The organism is Oryzihumus sp. (genome assembly GCF_054325275.1).
In genome coordinates this window covers 15,984-35,520 of record NZ_JBTCWL010000025.1, presented here as the reverse complement: position 1 = coordinate 35,520, position 19,537 = coordinate 15,984, and the positions used below count along the sequence as shown (strand labels likewise).

Sequence of the window (19,537 nt, the reverse complement as noted above, 5' to 3'; positions counted from 1 at the left end):
CGAAGAGAGGACGGCGATGGCCACCGACACTGCGCCGCAGTCTGCTGCCCGGTTCAGCCGGGTATCCAACGGTTACGACCCGGCGGAGGTCAACACCTACGTGGCCGCACTGCGCGACTCCTCTCAGGTCGCTCAGCTCTCGGCCACGCTGCTCGAGCGCGCCCACACCGTGGCCGACTGGACCGTCGCGCGGTCCCTCCAGACCGCCGAGGCCACGCGCACGGCCTCGGAGGCCAAGGCCACCTCGGTGCTCCAGGAGGCCGAGCAGCGGGCCGCGGAGATCGTCTCCGCCGCCGAGGAGGCGGCCACCGCACGGACCAGCGCGGCGGACCGTGAGGTCGCGGCCCTGGAGGAGCAGCTCCGCCAGCTCAGCAAGCTGCGGGACGAGCAGGCCGACGAGCTGCTCGACGTCTCGCACGCGCTGGTGGCCGCCGCCAGCCGGGTCAGGGCACGCACCGGCCAGGAGGCCCCCGCCGAGTGAGCAACGCCCGGGTCAGGGACCGAAGGGGCGGTCCCCCCGGCACGGGCTGAGGCGCGAGGATGGCTGGCATGTGGTCATGGGTGAGGTCTGGTCCCCGATGGTCCCGGCACCCCGCCTCGCGGGTGCTTCACGGGCTGGACTGGGTGGCCTCACGACCATCGATTGCCGTGACCGTGGTCGCCCTCGACCTGCTCTGGGTCGTCTTCTCGGCCCGTTTCGAGTTCCCGACCCGCTTGGAGTCCGTGTTCCAGACGATGGTGGCAGCGGTGACGTTGGCCATGGTGTTCGTCATCCAGCACACCCAGGCCCGTGAGCAGGCCGCGACGCAGCGCAAGCTCGACGAGATCCTGCGCTCACTGCCGGGCGCGGACAAGTCGATGATCACGCTCGAGGCGGCACCGGACGACGAGCTGCGTGCCGCCGCCCGGACACATCGGGATGTCCGCGAGGAAGCCCGGCCCGAGTAGCCCGCCAGCAACGGCGGCGGATGCCGTGGCTCCTACAACGTGACGTGACTTCCCATCGTCACAATCCGCTGGCCCGGCAGGCCGAAGTACTCGGCCGGGTCGGCAGCGTGCCGGGCGAGCTGGGCGAAGAGCCGCTTGCGCCAGGTCGCCATCACCTTCTCCCGGCCGAGGGTGATCGTGCCGCGGGACAGGAAGTAGGACGCGCCGTCGATGTCGATGCCCGGTCCGATGAGGTCGTCGGCGCAGGCCTGGCGCAGCGCGGCCGGCAGGTCCACGTGGTCGGCGAAGCCGTAGCGCACCGACAGGTGGAGGATGCCGTCGTCCGCGTAGCCGAGGTCGTCGACCGTCAGCCGCTCTGCCGGCGGGACGTGCGGCACGTTCACCGCGGTCGCGGAGATGACGATGACGTGCTCGTGCAGGACGTGGTTGTGCTCGACGGTGGCGCGCATCGCCAGCGGCGTCGTGTCCTTGCCGGGGTGCGGGAACACCGCGGTGCCGGGAACCCGGGGCACGCCGCGCTCGTGGACGAGGTCGATGAACTCCTGCAGCGGCCCTTCCTTGCGCCGGCGGTTCGTCGCCACTACCGCCCGGCCCTTCTGCCACGTGGTCATGACGGTGAACACGCAGGCGGCGATGAGCAGCGGCAGCCAGCCACCGTGCGCGACCTTGGAGAGGTTCCCCGCCAGGAACGTCAGCTCGATGCCGCCGAACCCGACGCCGGCCGCGGCCAGCTTCCACGCCGGCCAGTCCCACAGGACCCTGGCCACGAGCAGCAGCAGGATCGTGTCGATGACGAGGGCGCCGGTGACGGACACCCCGTATGCCGTGGCGAGCCTGGCCGACGAGCGGAACGCGAACATCAGCGCGAGCACGCCGACGAACAAGGCCCCGTTGATGCCGGGCAGGTAGATCTGCCCGGCCTCGTGCTCGGAGGTCTGGCGCACCCTCAGCGCGGGGAGCATCCCCAGCTGCATCGCCTGCCTGGACAGGGAGAACGCGCCGGAGATCACCGCCTGGCTGGCGATGACCGTCGCGGCCGTCGCCAGGATCACCATCGGGACCTGCGACCAGCCGGGCAGCAGCAGGAAGAACGGGTTCGCGGTCGCACCGGGGTGGTGCAGGATGAGCGCGGCCTGGCCGAGGTAGTTCAGCGTCAGCGCCGGGAACACGACCAAGAACCAGGCGCGCAGGATCGGCATCCGCCCGAAGTGGCCCATGTCCGCGTACAACGCCTCGGCCCCGGTGATGACCAGGACGACCGCGCCCATGGCGACGAACGCGATACCGGGGTGTGCGGCCACGAACGCCACCGCATAGGTGGGCGACAGGCCAGCGAGCACGTTCGGGTGGGCCACGACCTGCGGGATGCCCGCCGCCGCCAGCGCGGCGAACCAGAGCAGGGTGACCGGCCCGAAGAGCGCCCCGACCTTGCCGGTGCCGAACCGCTGCGCGGCGAACAGCCCGGTCAGGATGACCGCGGCGACGGGGACCACGAGGTGCGCGAGGCTCGGCGCAGCCACCTTCAGGCCCTCGACGGCCGAGAGCACGCTGATGGCCGGGGTGATGACGGAGTCACCGTAGAAGAGCGAGACGCCGAGGATGCCCAGCGCCATCAGCAGGCCGGTGCGGCCGCCGCGCTTGGCGTAGAGGCGGCGGGCGAGCGCCGCCAGGGCCATGACGCCACCCTCGCCGTCGTTGTCGGCCCGCATCAGCACCATGACGTACTTGGTGGACACGATGAGCGTGACCGACCAGAACATCAGGGAGACGACGCCGTAGACGTCGTCGGCGGTGGGCCGCACGATGCCGTGGTCGAGGGAGAACACGGTCTGCAGGGCGTACAGCGGGCTGGTGCCGATGTCACCGAAGACGACGCCGAGGGCCGCGAGCAGCAGCGCGGCGCCGACAGGTCTGGGGGCGCCGGTGGGCTGTGCCTCTGGCGCGGAGCTGGCGGTGTCAGCACCGGCACTGCTGGTGGCAGTGGTCAGGTCAGTCACAGGGCTTGCTCCAGGTCTTGGCGAGTTGGCCGCACGTCATCGCGGGCGCGAGGGGACTGGCCGGCGCAGGCACGATCCCCGCGCACCGGCCTCGGCGGCCGCCAAGGCTACCGGCAGCTCATGGGTGGACCTGCCCATCGCGTGAGCCGGGGATGTGCGCGACCGGTCCGCGGCCGCGCATACAGGGTCGGCCCTTCCGGCGTGCGGACGCTGCACGCGAGCCGCCGAATAACCACGCGACGACCGTCGGTGCCAGGTCGTAGCGTGCGAGGCGATGCCGCTGACCCAGCTCGAGGCCGTCCGCACGGTGCTCGCCCCGACGACAGAGCCAGACGACCACCGCACGGTCGACTGGCGCAGGCTGCGCACCCCGGTGGCAGCGTGGGCGCTGCTCGCGTGCGCCGTCGCCGCCGTGGGCACCTCCCTCGGCACGCTCGTCGCCGGACAGCTGGCCGAGCACGCCACCGAGCGGCTGGTCGTGCTGCTCGCCGCCTGTGTCGTCGGGGCTTCGGTGCTCGACACCGCCGCGCGCACGTTGTGGGCCGGAGTGGTCGACCGGGCCGAGGGCCGGCTGCGCGCCGACCTCCTCGACGCGGCGCTGCACCAGCCGCTGCCGACGCTCACCGAGCAGGCGGTCGGGGAGGTGCTGGACCGGATCGACGACGACACCCACGAGGTCGGCACCCTGCTGCGCCAGAGCGCGTGGCAGGCGATCCGCACGCTGTTCGCGTCCGGCCCGCTGTGGATCGTGGCCGGGACCACCTGGTGGCCCGCCTTCTTCCTGTTCCCCCTGGCCGGTATGGCCGCCCTGGTCACCGTCCGTCCGCTGCTCCCGACGCTCTCGGCCCGCAAGGTCGTGGAGGAGGCGGCGTGGACCGACCACGCCGCGGCCATGGAGGAGGGCGTCGCCGGGCGTGACGACCTGCGTGCCAGCCTGGGCCAGGCCCACGTGGTCCGGCGCTGCACCGAGCTCGCCGCCGAGGTGCACAAGAGGTTCGCCGGCGTCCTCGAGCTGGAGAGCCGGATCGGCCGGCGCACCGGCACGCTGCTGCACGCGGTGCTGGCAGCCACCGCGGTCGTCGGGGTGACGCTGGTGGTCAACGCCCGGCTCGACACCGCCGAGCTGGTCACGCTGTTCCTGGTCACCACCATGTTCGTGGGGCAGACCGACATGCTGGCGCGGCACCTGCCCGACCTGCAGGCCGGCTTCGGCGCTGTGCTGCGGCTGCGGGGCCTGCTCGGCGCCGAGTCCGAGCCCCTGGGCGGCGACGACCTGCCGGCCGGCCCGCTGGACATCGAGTTCCGCGACCTGCACTTCAGCTACGCCGAGGGGCGTTTCGCCCTCCAGCAGGTCAACGTGGACGTCGCCGCGGGCACCACGTGCGCCCTGGTGGGGCGCACCGGCTCGGGCAAGTCGACGCTGGCCTCGCTGCTCTCCCGGGCCGTCGAGCCCGAGCGTGGCTCGGTCCTGATCGGCGGCGTCGACGTGCTCGACGTCGACCTGCAGCGGCTGCGCTCCGCCGTCGGCGTCGTGACTCAGCGGACCGAGATCCTCGCCGGCACCCTGGCAGAGAACATCACGCTCTTCGAGCCGGTCCCTCGCGCCGAGGTCGAGCGCGCAGTCGCCGAGCTCGGCCTCGAGGACTGGGTGGCGGGCCTGCCCGAGGGGCTGGACACCCCGCTCGGCCCGGGCGGCACCACCTTGTCCTCCGGCGAGGAACAGCTCGTCGCCTTCGCGCGACTGCTGGTGCGCGACGTCCGTGTCGTGGTCCTCGACGAGGCCACCGCACGCATGGACCCGGTCACCGAGGCCAACGTGGTGCGAGCCGCCGAGCGGCTCCTCTCGGGGCGCACCGGACTACTGGTCGCCCACCGGCTGTCCACGACCCGCCGCGCCGAGCACGTCGCGGTGCTGGACGCTGGGCGGGTCGTGCAACAGGGGTCACGCGCCCGGCTCGCCGCCCAGCCGGGGCCATTTCGGCAGCTGCTGGAGGCGGCCGCGGAGGAGGATGCCGCCGCGCCCGCTGACGCGGCGAAGCCCGCCGCGACCGCCGCCGGGACGCCCGCGGACGCAGCCACGGCCACCGGCAGGGTCGGGACGGCCCGCCGCGCCGGGGCGCCGCCGGCCGCCCCACAGCTGGACCACGTGCCCGGCCTGGCCCGGGCGACGGCCTCGGCGCTGCTCATCGAGCCGCAGTGGGGCCTGGTCAGCGTCGGACTCTTCCTGGCCGCGGCGCTCTCGGGGGCGTTCGGCGCCGTCACCGGCTGGATCTGGGGACACCTCGTGGTCGCCCTCCGCGACGGCGAGAGCCCGGTGGCGCTGACCGCCGCGCTCGTGGTCTCGCTGCTCCTGTCGCCGCTGCTGCTCGCCGAGTCCTTCCGGCGCTACCCGCGGTGGTGGGTCGCCGTGATGCTGCGCGTGCGCTCGGCCGTGCTGGTCGGCCAGACGGCGCAGCACCGCCTGGAGCGGACTCCTCCCGGTGAGGTCGTGGCCCGGACCATGGACGCCGACCGCCTGGCGCGCTACGCCGACCGCTGGGTCGACTTCGTCAACGGCCTCGCCATCGCCGCGGTGACCGCGGTGGCCGCGCGGAGCCTGCTGGCCGGTGGCGTCCTGCTCGCCGTCATGATTGCCTCCGCGCTCGCCTCGTCCCTGGGGCGACGCGTGGCCGGGCGGTCCGCGGCGGCCTCCGCCGCTGCCCGGGCCCAGTTCGGCCGCTCGCTGGTCTCGGCCCTGGACTCGGTGCGCACGGTGAAGCTCGCCGCGTCGACGCCCAGCGTGCACGCTCACCTGCGGGAGGTCGACGGCGGCCGCGTGGCGGCCGCGGTGCGCGAGCACCGTGTGCAGGCCCTGCTCGACGGCGTCCCGATCGTCATGGTCCAGTGCGGCGTCGTGACGGCCTGGGCGGTCCTCGTCGCCGGTGGCTGGGGCCTGGCCACGGCGCTGCTGGTGGCCGGCGCGGTCAACGGCTTCGACTGGTTCGGGCGGGTCGCGGGATCGGTCATCACCGAGGCGCCGGGCACCCGCGCCTGGATGCAGACCACCAGCCGGCTCGCCGGGGGCGGCGACCTCATGCGCGTGCCGGCCGGTGTCGACCTCGTGCAGGGCGCCGCCCCGGTGCCGGAGTCAGCGCCGCGGGAGCCGCTGCGCAGCCTCGAGCTGGCCGGCGTCACGGCAGTGCACGACGACGGCACCCTCGGGGCCACCGACGTGGACCTGGCGGTGGGCGCCGGCGAGCTGGTGCTGCTGCTCGGGCAGGTCGGGTCGGGCAAGTCCAGCCTGCTCTCCGCCCTGGCCGGCCTGGTGTCCAGCACGGGTGAGATCCGCTGGAACGGAGAGCCGGTGGCCGAGCCGCAGACGTTCCTGCGGCCGGGTCGAGTCGCCCATGTCGCCCAGGTGCCGAGGGTCCTGTCGGGCACCTTCACCGACAACGTCCGGCTGGACCACCCGGGCCGTGCCGTGCGCCCGGCCCTCGAGACCGCCCGTCTCGTCTCCGACGTCCAGTCGGCCGGCGGGCCGGACGCGCTGGTCGGGCATCGCGGCGTGCGCCTCTCCGGCGGTCAGGTGCAGCGCCTTGCCCTGGCCCGCGCTCTGGCGTGCGAGGCCGAGCTGCTGCTCGCCGACGATGTCTCCTCGGCGCTCGACTCCGCCACCGAGATCGAGCTGTGGACCGCCCTGCGCGAGCGCGGCGCCACCGTCATCGGGGCCACGTCCAAGCGCGCGGCGCTCGCCCAGGCCGACCGCGTGGTCGTGTTGGTGGAGGGACGGGTCGCCGCGGTCGGGGCGTGGCACGAGCTCGCCGACAGCTGGGGTCACCTCGCTGGCTAGCTCGAGCGCGGGGCCGGTGGGCGAAAGGTCGTGCGCGGCTCACAGGCTGGGGTTGCTGCGGTCCATGCACGCGGCCAGGGACGACGGATGCGCCCGGCTGACCCGGAACGTGACCTGCGGGGTCTCCGGCACAGCCAGGCAGACGCCCGGGCCGAGGTGGCCGGCGTCGTCCCGGGGCGCGAGCCAGCACCCGGCTCCCGGGTCGTCCTGGTTCGGCCAGTCCTCGGGGAACCAGTCCTGTCCGGGGCGCAGCGGCCCGGCGTCCGGGTAGTAGTTGCCGGTGCAGGCCAGCACCTGCCAGGTGCTCGCGGTGTCGTTGACGAAAACGACGCCGGAGGCACTGCCGGCCGGGTCGGACATGAGTGCCCCGAGCCCGAGGACCATTCCCGCGGTCCCGGCCGGGACGAGCAGAGCCAGGCCAACGACCACAGCCGTCAGGCGCACCCGGCCGGCGCGCGTCCGGCGCCACCAGCGCCAGCCCGGCGGTGGCGGGGGCAGGTCCGGCCTTGACACCCACCCCAGTGGCGGAGTCCAGCCCGGTGGTGGCGCCGGCCAGCCCGGCGGTGCCTGCCAGACATGGCTGGGCCTGCGCTGTCCCACGTTCCCCCAGCCTGAGCCGTCGTCAGCCGCGGGTCGCGGCCACCGGCGCACCGTAGCGCAGCCCGTCATACACGAGGTCGACCAGGGCCAGGGTCGATGACGCCGGGGTCGCCTTCGGGTCGCTGGTGAGGCAGATGCCGCCCAGGGCCCGGATCAGCTCTGGGGCGGCGACGTCCTGGCGGACCACCCCGGCCTTGATGGCGGGGGCGAGCATGCGCTCGGCGGCGAGGCGCAGCGTCTCCCGGGTCTGCGCGAAGTGCTCCGAGCGGCCGCCGTCCATCATCGTGCGCAGCAGGGTCACCATGCCCTGCTTGACCGCGTAGAAGTCGACGAACCCGCGCATCCACTCGCGCAGCGCCTCGCCCGGGTCCTCGCGCGTCGCCAGCTCCCGGGAGCGTTCGTCGAGGGCGTCGATCTGGGCGCCGTAGACCGCCAGGACGAGGTCCTCGCGGGTGGGGAAATGGCGGTAGAGGGTCCCGATGCCCACCCCCGCGGCCTTGGCGACGTCGTCGAGCGACGTCTCGACGCCGCGTTCGGCGAATTGCCTCGTCGCCGCGTCGAGGAGCCGCGCGCGGTTGCGGGCGGCATCGGCGCGTAGCGCCTTGCCCTCCTCAGGGGACACCCGAGTCACCACCTTGCATAAACGGAGCCATCCTCCGTATAGTCGATTAAGCGGAGGGAATCTCCGATTCCCATCTCGTCACGGCGCGGAGGGATCCTCCGCTTTCGTCACCATGATAGCCCCGCCTGCCGGGAAGGACCTCCCATCCATGAGCTCCCGCACTGCCACGCCCACCCGGACCTGGCTGCCCCTTGCCGTCGTCCTCACCACCCAGATGATGATCGTCCTCGACTCGGCGATCGTGAACATCGCATTGCCGGACATGCAGCAGGCCCTGCACATCCAGCCCGCGAACCTGTCCTGGGTCGTCAACGCCTACACCCTCGCCTTCGGCGGGCTGCTGCTGCTCGGAGCCCGCGCCGGTGACCTGTTCGGGCGCCGTACCGTCTTCGCGGTCGGCATGCTCCTGTTCACTGCAGCCTCGCTGCTCGGCGGCTTCGCCGATGCCGGCACGGACCTCTTCCTGGCGCGCGCCGCGCAGGGTGTCGGCGCGGCTCTCGTGGCGCCGTCGGCCCTCGCCATCCTCATGGGCCTCTACCCCGAGCCGAGGGACCGTACCCGCGCCGTGGGCTACTACACGATCGTCTCGGCGAGTGGGGCCGCCATCGGGCTCATCGCCGGCGGCCTGCTCACCTCGTACGCCTCCTGGCGATGGGTGATGTTCGTCAACGTGCCCATCGGGCTCGCCGTGCTGGCGCTGTCCCGCGTGGCGCTGCCCCGCGGTCGCGGCCAGGCCGGCCGCATCGACGTTGCCGGGAGCCTGCTGTCCACGGCGGGCATGACCGCCCTCGTCTACGGCTTCATCCGCGCCGCGGCCGACGGCTGGGGGAGCGGCGTGGCCCTGGCCTCCTTCGCGGCCGCGCTGGTCCTGATGAGCGCCTTCGTCCTCGTCGAGCGCAGTGTCGAGCACCCCATCACCCCGCTGCACCTGTTCGCCGACCGGGAGCGCGCGAGTGCGTATGTCGCGCGGCTGCTCCTCGTCGCCGGCAGCATGGGCGCGTTCTTCTTCCTCAGCCAGTACTTCCAGCTCGTCCTCGGTTGGTCGCCGGTGCGGACCGGGATGGCCTTCGTGCCGTTCCCGGTGAGCGTCTTCGTCAGCTCGCAGCTGGCCACCCGGGTGTTCGGGCCGCGGGTCGGCACCCGCGCGGTGATGCTCGTGGGGATGGCACTGTCCGTGGCGGGGCTTGCCCTGCTGACACGACTCGGGGTCGACAGCACATATGCGCAGCTCGTCGGCTCGATGGTGCTCTTCGCGTTCGGCAACGGCACCGCCTTCGTCCCGCTCACCGACGCGGGCATGGCCCGCGTGCCGTCCCACGAGGTCGGTATCGCGTCCGGTCTGGTCAACGTCACCCAGCAGGTCGGGGGAGCGGTGGGCCTGGCGGTGCTCGTGACGGTCTTCGCCACGGCTGGGCCCGGGGCGGCGTCCTCACCGGCGGCCTCCGCCCATGCCAAGGAGCTGTTCGTCCTGGGTGCGGACCGCGGGTTCGGGGTCGCGGCCGGCCTCATCGCCATCGCCGTGGTGCTCGTGCTGTCGCTGGCGGTACGGCGTCGCTCCCCGCGGCCCGTGGTGGCGCCGCTGGAGGCGGAGGCGCGCGTGCTGGAGCCGGCCGCCTGACGCCGACGCGGCCGGTCACACTCCACCGCAGCGCCCCGCCGGGATCCCGGCGGGGCGTTGACGTGCAGGAAGCGCCAGCCGCCCCCGCTACGCGAAGTGCATGAGGATCCCGGCGGCCACCGCGACGAGACTGCCGTGACGCGGGGCCGCATCGGTGAGAGGGGGCGGCACGTGGGCGACGGCAGTGAGATCAGGCCTGAGGTCGAGGTCCGGCCCGGGGTCCCGCCGAGCGGTCCTGGCTGCGCCGACTGTGAGGCGCAGGCCCCGCCCGGCTGGTGGCTGCACCTGCGTCGGTGCGCCCGCTGCGGCCACGTCGGCTGCTGCGACTCCTCACCCGCCCAGCACGCCTCGGCGCACTACCGCGCGACAGGGCACCGGGTGGTCCAGAGCTACGAGCCCGACGAGGACTGGTTCTACGACTACGCCACGGGGGACTGGCTCGAGGGGCCGCAGCTGGCGCCGCCCGGCTCCCACCCGGCGCAGCAGGGCGTCCCCGGGCCGGAGGGGCGCGTCCCGACCGACTGGCGGTCCCGGCTGCACTAGCCGGGGCCCGCCGGAAAGGACGACGGACGGGCGCCCGTAGGCGCCCGTCCGTCTCACGTGCCGTCGAGAGGAATCGAACCCCTCGCATCGCCCAAGCTCGACTGCCACGTCGTGATGACGTCGTCTGTCGGCGGCTCAACCACACACGCATCCAGGGCCGGCACTCCTTCCAACGCCGCAGCCGTGCCCGTTCTTCCCGGGAGGGGAGGAACGGCTGGTCGGCGCGGTCCGTTGGACACGCCATGACAGCCCAGTCCGAACCTGCAGTGCCGGCCGTTCCGGCCGATGACTTCACGGCCGCGCGTGCCGTGCTCGCCGAGGAGCGCCAGGAGCTGGTTTCGCGCATCGCGTCGCTGAGCCGGGACGTGGACGTGATCATCGAGGCCTCCCAGGACGTCTCCACCGATGACGAGCACGATCCGGACGGTGCGACCATCGCCTACGAGCGGGCCCAGGTGGCTGCGCTCCTGGAACAGGCCCGCAGCCACCTGGCCGACTGCGACCTGGCGCAGGAGCGTCTGGCGGCAGGCACCTACGGGGTCTGCGAGCGGTGTGGCGGGACGATCGGGGCGGCACGGCTCGAAGCCCGTCCCGCGGCCCGGACCTGCATCACCTGTGCGGCGGCCCGGCCAGCCTGACCTCCCGGCCCCGGACCGCCCACCCAGGGACTCGCCCCAGGTGGTCACCTGGAGGGCGCCGGCACCGCCCATCCCGTCGACGGCGTTGTCGATGAGGGTGGTCCCCACCTGGTTGAGCTCGCCGGCGTCCGGGGGCCACCCCGGCGCGAGGGTGCGTCAGCGCTCGGCGACAGGGTGGCCGGAGGCCAGGGTGAGCGCCTGGTCCGAGGCGGAGCACGGGCAGGGGGCGGCCGGCTCCCAGCCGTCGAACACCGGGGTGCGGGCCCAGACCGCCTTGCCGTCGCTGAGCGGGCTGACCCCCCACTGGGCGGCCACGGCGTCCACGACGAGCAGGCCGCGCCCGCCGGTGACCGACCCGGCCGGCCCCACGTGCAGCCGCGGGTCCCGCTCGTGCGGCACCTCCTCCAGCTCGGCCTCGAGGGCGTGGGCCGCCGCCAGGTCCCCGGCCAGGTCCGATCGGTGCGGTCGCATCGTCGGCCGCGTCGGCGTGCCGTCGAAGACAGCCAGCTCGATGATCGAGTCAGCGCAGCTGATGCTCACCAGCAGCGGGGTGCGGGCATGCAGCACGGCGTTCGTCACCAGCTCGGACAGGGCCAGCTCGGAGTCCTCGACCATCGCCATCAGCCCCCAGTCGCTGAGGCAGCGGCGCAGGAACTTGCGTGCTGCCGGGGTCGAGTGAGGCTCAGGCGGCAACGGCTTGGTGGCGTGGTGGCACATCTTCGCCCCCTTCGGGACCCGCGTCCGACCCCTCAGCCAGGGCTCGGGGTGCCTGAGGAGCGCACCCGATGCCGATGCTCTCACGCCGGATGGCGTGCCGGGCGGGCTGGCGACAGCTCAAGGGAAAGCTTTCGAGGAGTGGACACGGGCCACGGGCTACCCGGCATGATGGGCCGGTGCTTCCGGACTCCCCGAGCGAAGGCGGCTCGCGGGCGGCGCGCCACCTGGGAGACCGGCTGACGCGCCTGGCCCGAGTCACCGCAGAGCTGGCCACCGCCGACACGGTCGATGCGGTGACCAAGATCGTCATCACCCACAGCGCGGATGCGGTGGGAGCCACGATGGCCTCGCTGACCCTGCGCGACGGCACGGAGACGCTGCGACTGGTGGGCCTGCGGGGCGGCGACGAGGGTGATGCGGAGCAGTGGGCGAGCTTCCCCCTCGCGAGCCGGACGCCGGTCAGCGACGTGGTCCGCACGGGGCAGCGCATCGTCCTGACGGGGGCGGCAGCGATCGCGGAGCGCTACCCCGACGCCGACCGCGGTGAGCGGTCCATCGTCTGCCTGCCCCTGAAGGTGAGCACACGGACCATCGGGGCGATCGGGCTCTCCTTCCCGGGGGCGCGGACCGTGGACTCGGCCGAGCTGGAGTTCTTCGAGATCCTGGCCGACACCTGTGCCCAGGCCCTCGAGCGCATCGGCGCCCAGGAGGAGGCGGCGAAGCAGACCGCCAAGCTGGTCTTCCTCGCCGATGCCGCCACGGAGCTGAGCAGCAGCCTGGACTACCAGACAACGCTGGCCAGGGTCGCCCGGCTGGCCGTCCCGACCTTCGCCGACTGGTGCGCCATCGACCTGGTCGAGGACGGTCGCCTCAACCGTCTCGCGGTGGAGCACGTGGACCCGGCCAAGGTCCAGCTCGCGATCGACCTCGAGCAGCGCTACCCCGCCGACCCGGACGCCCCGAGTGGGGCCTGGAACGTGATGCGCACCGGTCGCAGCGAGCTGGTCCGCGAGGTCACCGACGAGATGCTGGTCGCCGCCGCGATCGACGAGGAGCACCTGCGTATCGCCCGCGAGCTGCAGCTGCGCAGTGGGCTGACGGTGCCGCTGGTGGCCCGGGGACGCGTGCTGGGGGTGATCACCTGGGTCTCGGCGGAGTCCGACCGGCTCTACGGACCCGACGACCTCGCCCTCGCGGAGGACCTGGCCAAGCGGGCCGCGATCGCCATCGACAACGCCGAGCTCCACAGCCAGACCGTGGCCGCGGCAGACCAGCTCCAGCACGCCGTGTTGCCCGAAGCGCTGCCCGTCGTCCCAGGCTGGGAGCTGGCCAGCTACTACAGCCCCTCCGGGCGCACCGAGGTCGGCGGCGACTTCTACGACGCCATCCCCCTCAGCGACGGCCGCCTGGTCCTCTTCGTCGGTGACGTCATGGGCCGTGGCGTTGGCGCCGCGGCCGCGATGGCCCAGATGAGGGCCGCCGTCCGGGCCTACGCGGCCCTGGACCCAGCCCCGGCGACCGTGACGGGGCGGCTCGACCTGATGTTCGCGCAGTACCCCACGGAGCAGCTGGTCACCCTGGTGTACATGGTTGCCGACCCGGTGCGGGGAGAGCTCGTGGTGGCCAACGCCGGTCACCCACCTCCGGTGCTGCTGCGCCGGGACGGAACCCCCGAGCAGCTTCCGCTCGCCAGCGGGCCGCCGCTCGGCATCTCGGAGGAGCCTCGCCAGGAGCTGACGGTGCCTCTCGAAGGCGGCGACACCCTGGTGGCCTTCACCGACGGTCTCATCGAGCGGCGGGACGAGGACATCGACCGGGGACAGCAGCGCATGGATGCGGCGATGGCGCTCCTGACCGGCACTGACCTGTCCGTGGCCCTGCACGAGCTGGTCACCGACCTGCGGGACGCCTCCCGGGACGACGACGTCGCCGCGTTGGCGGTCCGCCGGTCCGGGCCGCCGGGATCGCCGGACCGCCCTGGGTGAGGCGCCGGGGCGTCCAGACCCCGGTCAGGAGGCGACCCGGCGCGCCTCCCGGGACTGCCGGCGGCGGATGAGCCGCCGCTCCTCCTCGTCGGTGCCACCCCAGATGCCGGTCTCCTGGCGGCTGTCCAGGGCCCAGCGCAGACACTCGTCCTGCACCGGGCACCGCTGGCACACCCGCTTGGCCGCCTCGGCCTGGATGAGCGCCAGCCCGGTCGTCCCGACCGGGAAGAACAGCTCGGGGTCCGTGCGGAGGCATTCCGCCTTGTCACGCCAGTTCACAAGCCCTCCATTCGGCACGACGTGCCATGGGTCAACGGGAACCGGCCACTCTGGCCCCGGAACCTGAGAGAAGCATCAAAGGAACGCCCTGGTGTCCTGGATCGTGAGGATGCGGGCTGAGGCGGCCCTTGCCGGGTCAGGTCGCCGACTCCCGCCCGGCCCCGGCCAGGGGCCCGCGCCGCGGGCAGTCCTGCAACGGTGGCCCGTCCACCGGGCAGTAGCGACGCCCAGGGGGCTCCGACGGCTCGGCCGCGGGTTGCCGGACGAAGAGCGCGGACAGCACCCCGCCGGCCACCAGGAGCCCGGCGCAGACCCACATCGCGGTCCGGAAGGCCGGCTCCAGCAGGGCAGGGTCGTGGTAGGCCTCACCGCTGAGGCCCGCGACCAGGGGGAGGATCGCCACGCACAGCAGGCCCGCCACCCGCGCCACCGCGTTGTTGACGCCGCTGGCGAGGCCGGCATGCTGCTCCGGGGCTGCGGCCAGGGTTGTCGCGGTCAACGGCGCGACCGTCGCCGACAGTCCCAGCCCGAAGATGACTACAGGCGGCAGCACGTCCGTCAGGTATGACGCGCCGGCACCCAGGCGGGTGAGGCCGGCGACCCCCACCGCGCACAGCAGCGGCCCCACCGTCATGGGGATCCGCGGACCGATCCGCTGGGCGAGGCCACCCATGCGCGCGGACAGCACGAGCATCAGGCCGGTGACGGGCAACAACGCCAGCCCGGCGGCGATGGGGGAGAACCCGGCCACCACCTGGAGCTGGAGCACGAGCCAGAAGAACACGCCGCCGAGCGCCGCGTAGATGGCGAACGTCGCGGCGTTGGTCGCGCGGAAGATCGGGGAGGCGAAGATGTCGAGTGGGAGCATCGGCTCGGCGGCCGTGCGTTCGCGGACGACGAACCCGACGAGGCCGGCCACGCCGGCCAGCAGCGACGCCAGGACGGCGGCGTTGCCCGGTCCCGTGTTCTGCCAGGCGATCAGCCCGTTGGTGACGCCGCCCAGGCCGACCGCCCCCAGCACCGCCGCTGCCACGTCCACGTGCCGCGGGGCCATGGGGTCGCGGGTCTCGGGCACCTGGCGTTGGGCGATGAGCACGACGGCGACGGCCACGGGCAGGTTGATGAAGAAGATCCATCGCCAGGAGCTCACCTGCACCAGCCAGCCACCGATGAACGGGCCGGCCGCGCCGCCGATCCCCGCGAGACCCGACCAGGCCCCGATCGCCCGTCCCCGGTCCTCCGGCCGGAAGGAGGACTGCAGGATGGCCAGGCTGCCCGGCGTCAGGAGCGCGCCGCCGACGCCCTGGAGCCCCCGGGCCGCGATGAGGGTCTGGACGTTGGGGGCGAGCCCGCACAGCAGCGACGCCAGGGCGAACCAGACCACCCCGACGACGAAGACCCGTCGGCGGCCGAGGCGGTCCCCGAGCGAGCCGCCGAGCAGGATCAACGACGCGAGGGTGAGCGTGTAGGCGTTGATCACCCAGGTGAGGTCTGACAGGCGGGCGCCCAGGGCCTCCCCGATCCGCGGCAGGGCGACATTGACCACGGTGGCGTCGATGAAGGCTAGCGACGACCCGAGCACGGTGGCGGCCAGCACCCACCGGCCGTGGGGCTCACCGTAGGCCACCTGCACCGTGGCGGCCGCAGTGGGCGGGGTGGTCACGTCACGTCCACGGGGGGTGGCGCGGGGCGTCCCGGCTGCTCGATTGGCCGATGCCGGCGGCGTGTGCCCATGTGCCTGACCGCGTTCCCCGAGAAGTCTCCTGCCTCACCGAAACGTAACCCCCCCGTGGTGGGGCCACAAGGCTTCGGTGGCCACGGCGCCGAACGGCACCGGTCGGTCACGTGCGGGTGGTCGCCGCGTCGGCCCTCGCACTCGGCTGCGGGACGGGGGTGAGCCGCTGGGTCAGCACGTACGACACCACGACCGCGATGATGGTCAACGGCATGAGGGTGATGCCGTCCTGGCCGAGGAAGAGGCTGGTGAGCAGCACGGACGTCAGGGGCAGGCGGAGCATCCCGGCGGTGAACGCGCCGATGCCGATGGCCACCCCCGGGATCGCGGCCAGACCCGGAAGGTGGGAGAGCGCGATACCGACCGCCGCCCCGATGAACATGGCCGGGAAGGTGGGGCCGCCGCGGAAGCTGCCCAGCGACACGACGTACGCCAGCCCCTTGCACGCGATCAGCAGGAGCAGGGCCCCGACCGTGTATGCCGCGTTGTGGTCCACGAGCTGGGGCAGGGCGCTCTGGCCGGAGAAGAGCACGTCGCTGGCCGGCTTGCCCGTGGACCACGCGAAGAGGACGGCCAGCGCGGCGACGGCGAGGCCGGCCACCGGGGTGAGCAGGACGACGCGGGGGGAGACGAGGGCCCGGGTCCGGAGGGCCAGCCAGCGGATCGCGAGGCAGCACGGGGCGGCGACGAGGCCCACCGCGACGGCCCACACGAGCTCGGCGGCGGTGGGGGCCGACGTGCCAGGGATGTCGGGGATGGCCAGCGAGAAGGTGCCGTGCCCGGTCAGCGAACCCAGGCCGACGAAGATGAGGGCGCCCACGCCGGCGCCGAGCAGGCCGGGCACCAGGACCAGCGAGGCGGTGACGCCGCCCAGGCCGGCCGCCTCCATGAGCAGGAACGCCCCCGTCAGCGGTGAGCCGAGCAGGGTGCTGACCGCGGCGAAGCTGCCGATGACGGCGATGACCGCGGCGGTCTGCGCGGGCAGGTCGCGCCGGCGCAACCACACCGCGAGGTAGGACAGGCCGCCACCCAGGGCGATCAGCGGGGCCTCGGGTCCGACCACGGCTCCCAGGCCGACGCTCGCGATCGCGGCGATCGCGATGCCCGGCAACGCCGCAGGATGGGCCACGCCACCGGTGTGCATCCCGTCGGCCGGTGACTCACCGCCCTTGCCGGGCAGGTAGCGGATGGTCAGGCCCACCACCAGGCCGGCCACAGGGAGTGGGACCAGCGGCCACCAGAGAGCAGTCGGGTCGATGCCCAGCGCCGACGGAAGATCCGTGAACACCCATCGCTGGAGGGAGGAGGTCAGGCTGAGGAAGCCGTAGGCCAGCGCCGCGATCGGTGCGCCCAGCACCGCGGCCAGGACGAGCAGCCCCAGGTAGCGACGGCTGCGGAAGTGCTCCAGCGGGTCAACCGGCGTGGCGGGCGTGCTCATCGGCGCGCCACTGTCGTCGGCTGCAGTGCGTTCCGCCGGGTGGATGGGAGGCCCATGGCGTCAGCTCCTCGCACTCGGCGGACGGGCGGGCGCCGGGCCCTCGCCGCCGCGCGACAGGCCCTGCGCTCGCAGCTCCACGATGCGGTCCGCGCGCGTCGGCGGCATCACCCACGGCGGGTGAACGTGTCGGCTGTCCTCGCCGTGGGACGGCGCCGCCGGTCAGCCGCCGCTCAGCCCAGCCCGAGCACCCGCATCGTCTGCATCGCCATCCGGGACTCGCCCAGGGCGTTGGGGTGCACGATGACCGGGTTGGTGCCCTGGAGGACCGGCTCCACCCAGCGCACCCCGATCGCCTGGCAGGCGTCGTGGCCCTCGGAGACCGCGCTCAGGTCGACGTAGGTCACGCCGGTGGCCGCCGCCGCGCGTCGTACGGCGTCGTTCAGGGTCGCCTCGATCCCGCGCAGGTAGGGCACGTCACCGGTGGCGATCGGCATCCGGTCGAAGCAGCCCTGACGCTCGGGCAGGATCCATGGATAGCCCAGGATCGCGACCCGCGCCCCGGGCGCCTTTGCCCGCACCGCCGACAGCGCCCGGACGAGGGCGGGGTAGGTGCTGGTGCGGATGTCGTCGACGAACGAGGAGCCGTAGCGGTCCCGGCACGGGCTGCCCGTGCCCAGCGTCGAGAGGCCCGCGGCCCCGCAACGGGTGATGGCGTTGATGAACGTGTTGTTGTCGTTCCCGCCGATGGTCATGGTGACCAGCTGGGTGTCCGGGCGGACCGCGTCCAGCTGGGGCGCGACCCCCGGGTACTGCGCGCCGGCGTAGTCCTTGGTCTGGGCGGCGCCGCAGGTGACGTCGGTGAGCTGGGCGTGGGTCGCGCCGGCGATGACGTGCGGGTAGTTCCTGGTCGACCGCAGGCAGGACGGCGGGGCGGTGGGGTCGGGCGGCAGAACGCCGGACGCGGCGCTGTAGGAGTCGCCCAGGGCGACGTAGCGCAGCGGGCTGGTCGCGGCGGTCGAGGGAAGGGCGGAGGCCACGGTGCCGCCCAGGACGGCAGCGGCGGCGAGGACGACGGCGAGCGTGCGGGACATGTCGGGCTCCACGGGTTCGGCGGATCGTGCGACGGGTGCTCCTGCGAACGGCTACCCGGGCAACGACGTCCGTCGTGCCGCGTTACGGCGCGGCTCCGCTCACGGAGCTGCCGCGCGTCCGGGCACCGGAAGGGCCGTTCGGGTGGAGACTCCCACCCGTGGGGATGAGGACTTACGGCGTTGAAAGGGTGAGGATGAGGTGATGAAGGTCGACCGCCGAGGTGAGCTGGTCGGCGCCGGGCTTGCGACGCTGTGGTTCCTCGTCGTCCTCATTGCCGAGCTCTCGGCCGGGAAGCCCGCTTTCGTCCCGTCGATCCTGTTCGCGCTCGGCCCCCTCATCGCCTGTGCCGTGCTGGACCCGCTGCCCACTGCTGGTTTTGGCGTGGTCGCGGTGGGGCTCGTGGGGCTGACCAGCGTGTGGAACGGCACGTGGGGCACGGCGCAGATGTGGCTGCGGGTCGCCGACGTCGCCATGGTCAGCCTTGCCGCGGTGGCCCTGGCCGTGGTGCGTGTCGGTCGGGAGGCGCAGCTGGACCGCATCGTGCGCATCGCCGAGGTGGCCCAGCGCGCCATGCTGCCCCTTGTCCCCACGCACGTGGGAACGGTGGCGGCCGGCGCGCGATACCTGTCTGCCGCGGAGGACGCGCTGGTCGGTGGCGACCTGTATGACTGGTTCCACTCCGACCACCGCGTCTGCTTCATCGTGGGGGACGTCCGCGGCAAGGGGGTGAGCGCCGTCGAGCAGGCGGCGCGGGTCATCCGGGCCTTCCGCCAGTCCGCCGCCGGCGGGGGAGACCTGGCCACCGTCGCCGCCGAGATGAGCGCCTACATCGACCCGTTCCTGGACGACGAGGAGTTCGTCACCGCGCTGCTGCTGCAGGTCACCGACCGTGGCCACATCACGCTCGTCAACTGCGGGCACCCGCACCCACTGCTCATCACCTGTCACGACGGAGCGACCCTCGTGGACCTGCCGTCCGGCCTGCCGCTCGGCCTCGGCCGCTCCTTCGAGGCGGTCACCGTGCCGTGGACCCCCGGCGACCGCGTGCTGCTCTACACCGACGGGCTCAGCGAGGCCCGGGACGCGCGCGGTGAGTTCCTCCCGGTGCTCCCGCTCGCCTCCATGCTTCGGACGTCCACCGTCGAGGACGCGCTCGACAGGGTGCTGGGGGCCGTGCGCGAGCACGTGCCGGGCGGCCGGTTCACCGACGACCTCGCCGTGCTGCTGCTCGAGAACGTCGACGGGGACGAGACGCACGCCGTGGACCCCCGCGACTACCGCGTGGGTCAGATCACTTCGCAGTCGGTCGAGCCGACTCCGGGGCAGGTGGGACCGGTCGTACCCCAGCCCCTCGAGCCGACGCCGGTCGAGCCGGTGCCCGGCACCGCCGCCGAGAACGTCGGCTGACCGCACCGGCCGCCACCGCCACCGGGGCGACTCGGTCGGGATGGCCGCCCACAGGTGCCGTCCGTACCATCGCCCCACGCCCCGAGGGC

At 73.4% G+C, this 19,537-nt stretch carries 16 protein-coding genes; 8 read left to right on the top strand and 8 right to left on the bottom strand.

From position 1 onward, the window contains the following. Nucleotides 1-16 precede the first annotated feature (16 nt). Nucleotides 17-481, top strand: coding sequence for a hypothetical protein (locus ACXVGS_RS08585; RefSeq protein WP_458528868.1), 465 nt, complete (start codon nucleotides 17-19; stop codon nucleotides 479-481). A 59-nt stretch (nucleotides 482-540) separates the two neighbouring features. After that, nucleotides 541-948, top strand: coding sequence for a low affinity iron permease family protein (locus tag ACXVGS_RS08580; protein WP_458534329.1), 408 nt, complete (start codon nucleotides 541-543; stop codon nucleotides 946-948). A 32-nt stretch (nucleotides 949-980) separates the two neighbouring features. Here ACXVGS_RS08580 and ACXVGS_RS08575 read toward each other — a convergent pair whose 3' ends face one another. Next, nucleotides 981-2,945 (bottom strand): potassium transporter Kup, encoded by a 1,965-nt coding sequence (locus ACXVGS_RS08575; protein WP_458531415.1) that lies wholly within the window; start codon nucleotides 2,943-2,945, stop codon nucleotides 981-983. A 274-nt stretch (nucleotides 2,946-3,219) separates the two neighbouring features. Here ACXVGS_RS08575 and ACXVGS_RS08570 point away from each other — a divergent pair, with 274 nt between their 5' ends. Continuing rightward, nucleotides 3,220-6,774, top strand: a complete 3,555-nt coding sequence (locus ACXVGS_RS08570) for an ATP-binding cassette domain-containing protein (RefSeq protein WP_458536841.1) — start codon at nucleotides 3,220-3,222, stop codon at nucleotides 6,772-6,774. A 39-nt stretch (nucleotides 6,775-6,813) separates the two neighbouring features. On the opposite strand, the gene ACXVGS_RS08565 is transcribed toward ACXVGS_RS08570, so the two are convergent. Both ACXVGS_RS08565 and ACXVGS_RS08560 read right to left on the bottom strand, forming a co-directional pair. Continuing rightward, nucleotides 6,814-7,287: a hypothetical protein gene (locus ACXVGS_RS08565; RefSeq protein WP_458533434.1), complete on the bottom strand. Its 474-nt coding sequence runs from the start codon at nucleotides 7,285-7,287 to the stop codon at nucleotides 6,814-6,816. A gap of 109 nt (nucleotides 7,288-7,396) precedes the next feature. Further along, nucleotides 7,397-7,996 (bottom strand): TetR/AcrR family transcriptional regulator, encoded by a 600-nt coding sequence (locus ACXVGS_RS08560; protein ID WP_458528873.1) that lies wholly within the window; start codon nucleotides 7,994-7,996, stop codon nucleotides 7,397-7,399. A gap of 148 nt (nucleotides 7,997-8,144) precedes the next feature. Here ACXVGS_RS08560 and ACXVGS_RS08555 point away from each other — a divergent pair, with 148 nt between their 5' ends. The 3 genes from ACXVGS_RS08555 (at nucleotide 8,145) to ACXVGS_RS08545 (ending at nucleotide 10,795) form a co-directional block, all read left to right on the top strand. Continuing rightward, nucleotides 8,145-9,614, top strand: a complete 1,470-nt coding sequence (locus tag ACXVGS_RS08555) for an MFS transporter (RefSeq protein ID WP_458536840.1) — start codon at nucleotides 8,145-8,147, stop codon at nucleotides 9,612-9,614. A 171-nt stretch (nucleotides 9,615-9,785) separates the two neighbouring features. Beyond that, a complete protein-coding gene (locus tag ACXVGS_RS08550; protein ID WP_458528875.1) occupies nucleotides 9,786-10,157 on the top strand; it encodes a UBP-type zinc finger domain-containing protein in 372 nt (123 codons plus the stop codon). Nucleotides 10,158-10,399: 242 nt separating this feature from the next. Continuing rightward, nucleotides 10,400-10,795, top strand: a complete 396-nt coding sequence (locus ACXVGS_RS08545; RefSeq protein WP_458528876.1) for a TraR/DksA family transcriptional regulator — start codon at nucleotides 10,400-10,402, stop codon at nucleotides 10,793-10,795. 156 nt (nucleotides 10,796-10,951) lie between these two features. Here the strand turns inward: ACXVGS_RS08545 and ACXVGS_RS08540 are convergent, their stop codons facing one another. Further along, entirely contained in the window at nucleotides 10,952-11,512 is a 561-nt protein-coding gene (locus ACXVGS_RS08540; protein ID WP_458528877.1) for an ATP-binding protein, read from the bottom strand. A gap of 176 nt (nucleotides 11,513-11,688) precedes the next feature. Between ACXVGS_RS08540 and ACXVGS_RS08535 the strand changes: the two genes are divergently transcribed. Next, complete coding sequence (locus ACXVGS_RS08535) at nucleotides 11,689-13,497, top strand: GAF domain-containing SpoIIE family protein phosphatase (protein ID WP_458531417.1); 1,809 nt, start codon at nucleotides 11,689-11,691, stop codon at nucleotides 13,495-13,497. 24 nt (nucleotides 13,498-13,521) lie between these two features. On the opposite strand, the gene ACXVGS_RS08530 is transcribed toward ACXVGS_RS08535, so the two are convergent. The 4 genes from ACXVGS_RS08530 to ACXVGS_RS08515 all read right to left on the bottom strand — a co-directional run bounded on the left by ACXVGS_RS08530 (nucleotide 13,522) and on the right by ACXVGS_RS08515 (nucleotide 18,040). Next, the gene (locus ACXVGS_RS08530) at nucleotides 13,522-13,776 is read right to left on the bottom strand and encodes a WhiB family transcriptional regulator (protein WP_458528879.1); all 255 of its coding nucleotides are present in this window, start codon (nucleotides 13,774-13,776) and stop codon (nucleotides 13,522-13,524) included. A gap of 136 nt (nucleotides 13,777-13,912) precedes the next feature. Continuing rightward, nucleotides 13,913-15,439, bottom strand: a complete 1,527-nt coding sequence (locus ACXVGS_RS08525) for an MFS transporter (protein ID WP_458528880.1) — start codon at nucleotides 15,437-15,439, stop codon at nucleotides 13,913-13,915. 178 nt (nucleotides 15,440-15,617) lie between these two features. Then, nucleotides 15,618-16,949 (bottom strand): chloride channel protein, encoded by a 1,332-nt coding sequence (locus ACXVGS_RS08520; protein WP_458528881.1) that lies wholly within the window; start codon nucleotides 16,947-16,949, stop codon nucleotides 15,618-15,620. Nucleotides 16,950-17,179: 230 nt separating this feature from the next. Next, nucleotides 17,180-18,040 (bottom strand): SGNH/GDSL hydrolase family protein, encoded by an 861-nt coding sequence (locus ACXVGS_RS08515; RefSeq protein WP_458528882.1) that lies wholly within the window; start codon nucleotides 18,038-18,040, stop codon nucleotides 17,180-17,182. 202 nt (nucleotides 18,041-18,242) lie between these two features. Here ACXVGS_RS08515 and ACXVGS_RS08510 point away from each other — a divergent pair, with 202 nt between their 5' ends. Further along, nucleotides 18,243-19,448, top strand: a complete 1,206-nt coding sequence (locus ACXVGS_RS08510) for a PP2C family protein-serine/threonine phosphatase (RefSeq protein ID WP_458528883.1) — start codon at nucleotides 18,243-18,245, stop codon at nucleotides 19,446-19,448. Nucleotides 19,449-19,537: the final 89 nt, after the last annotated feature.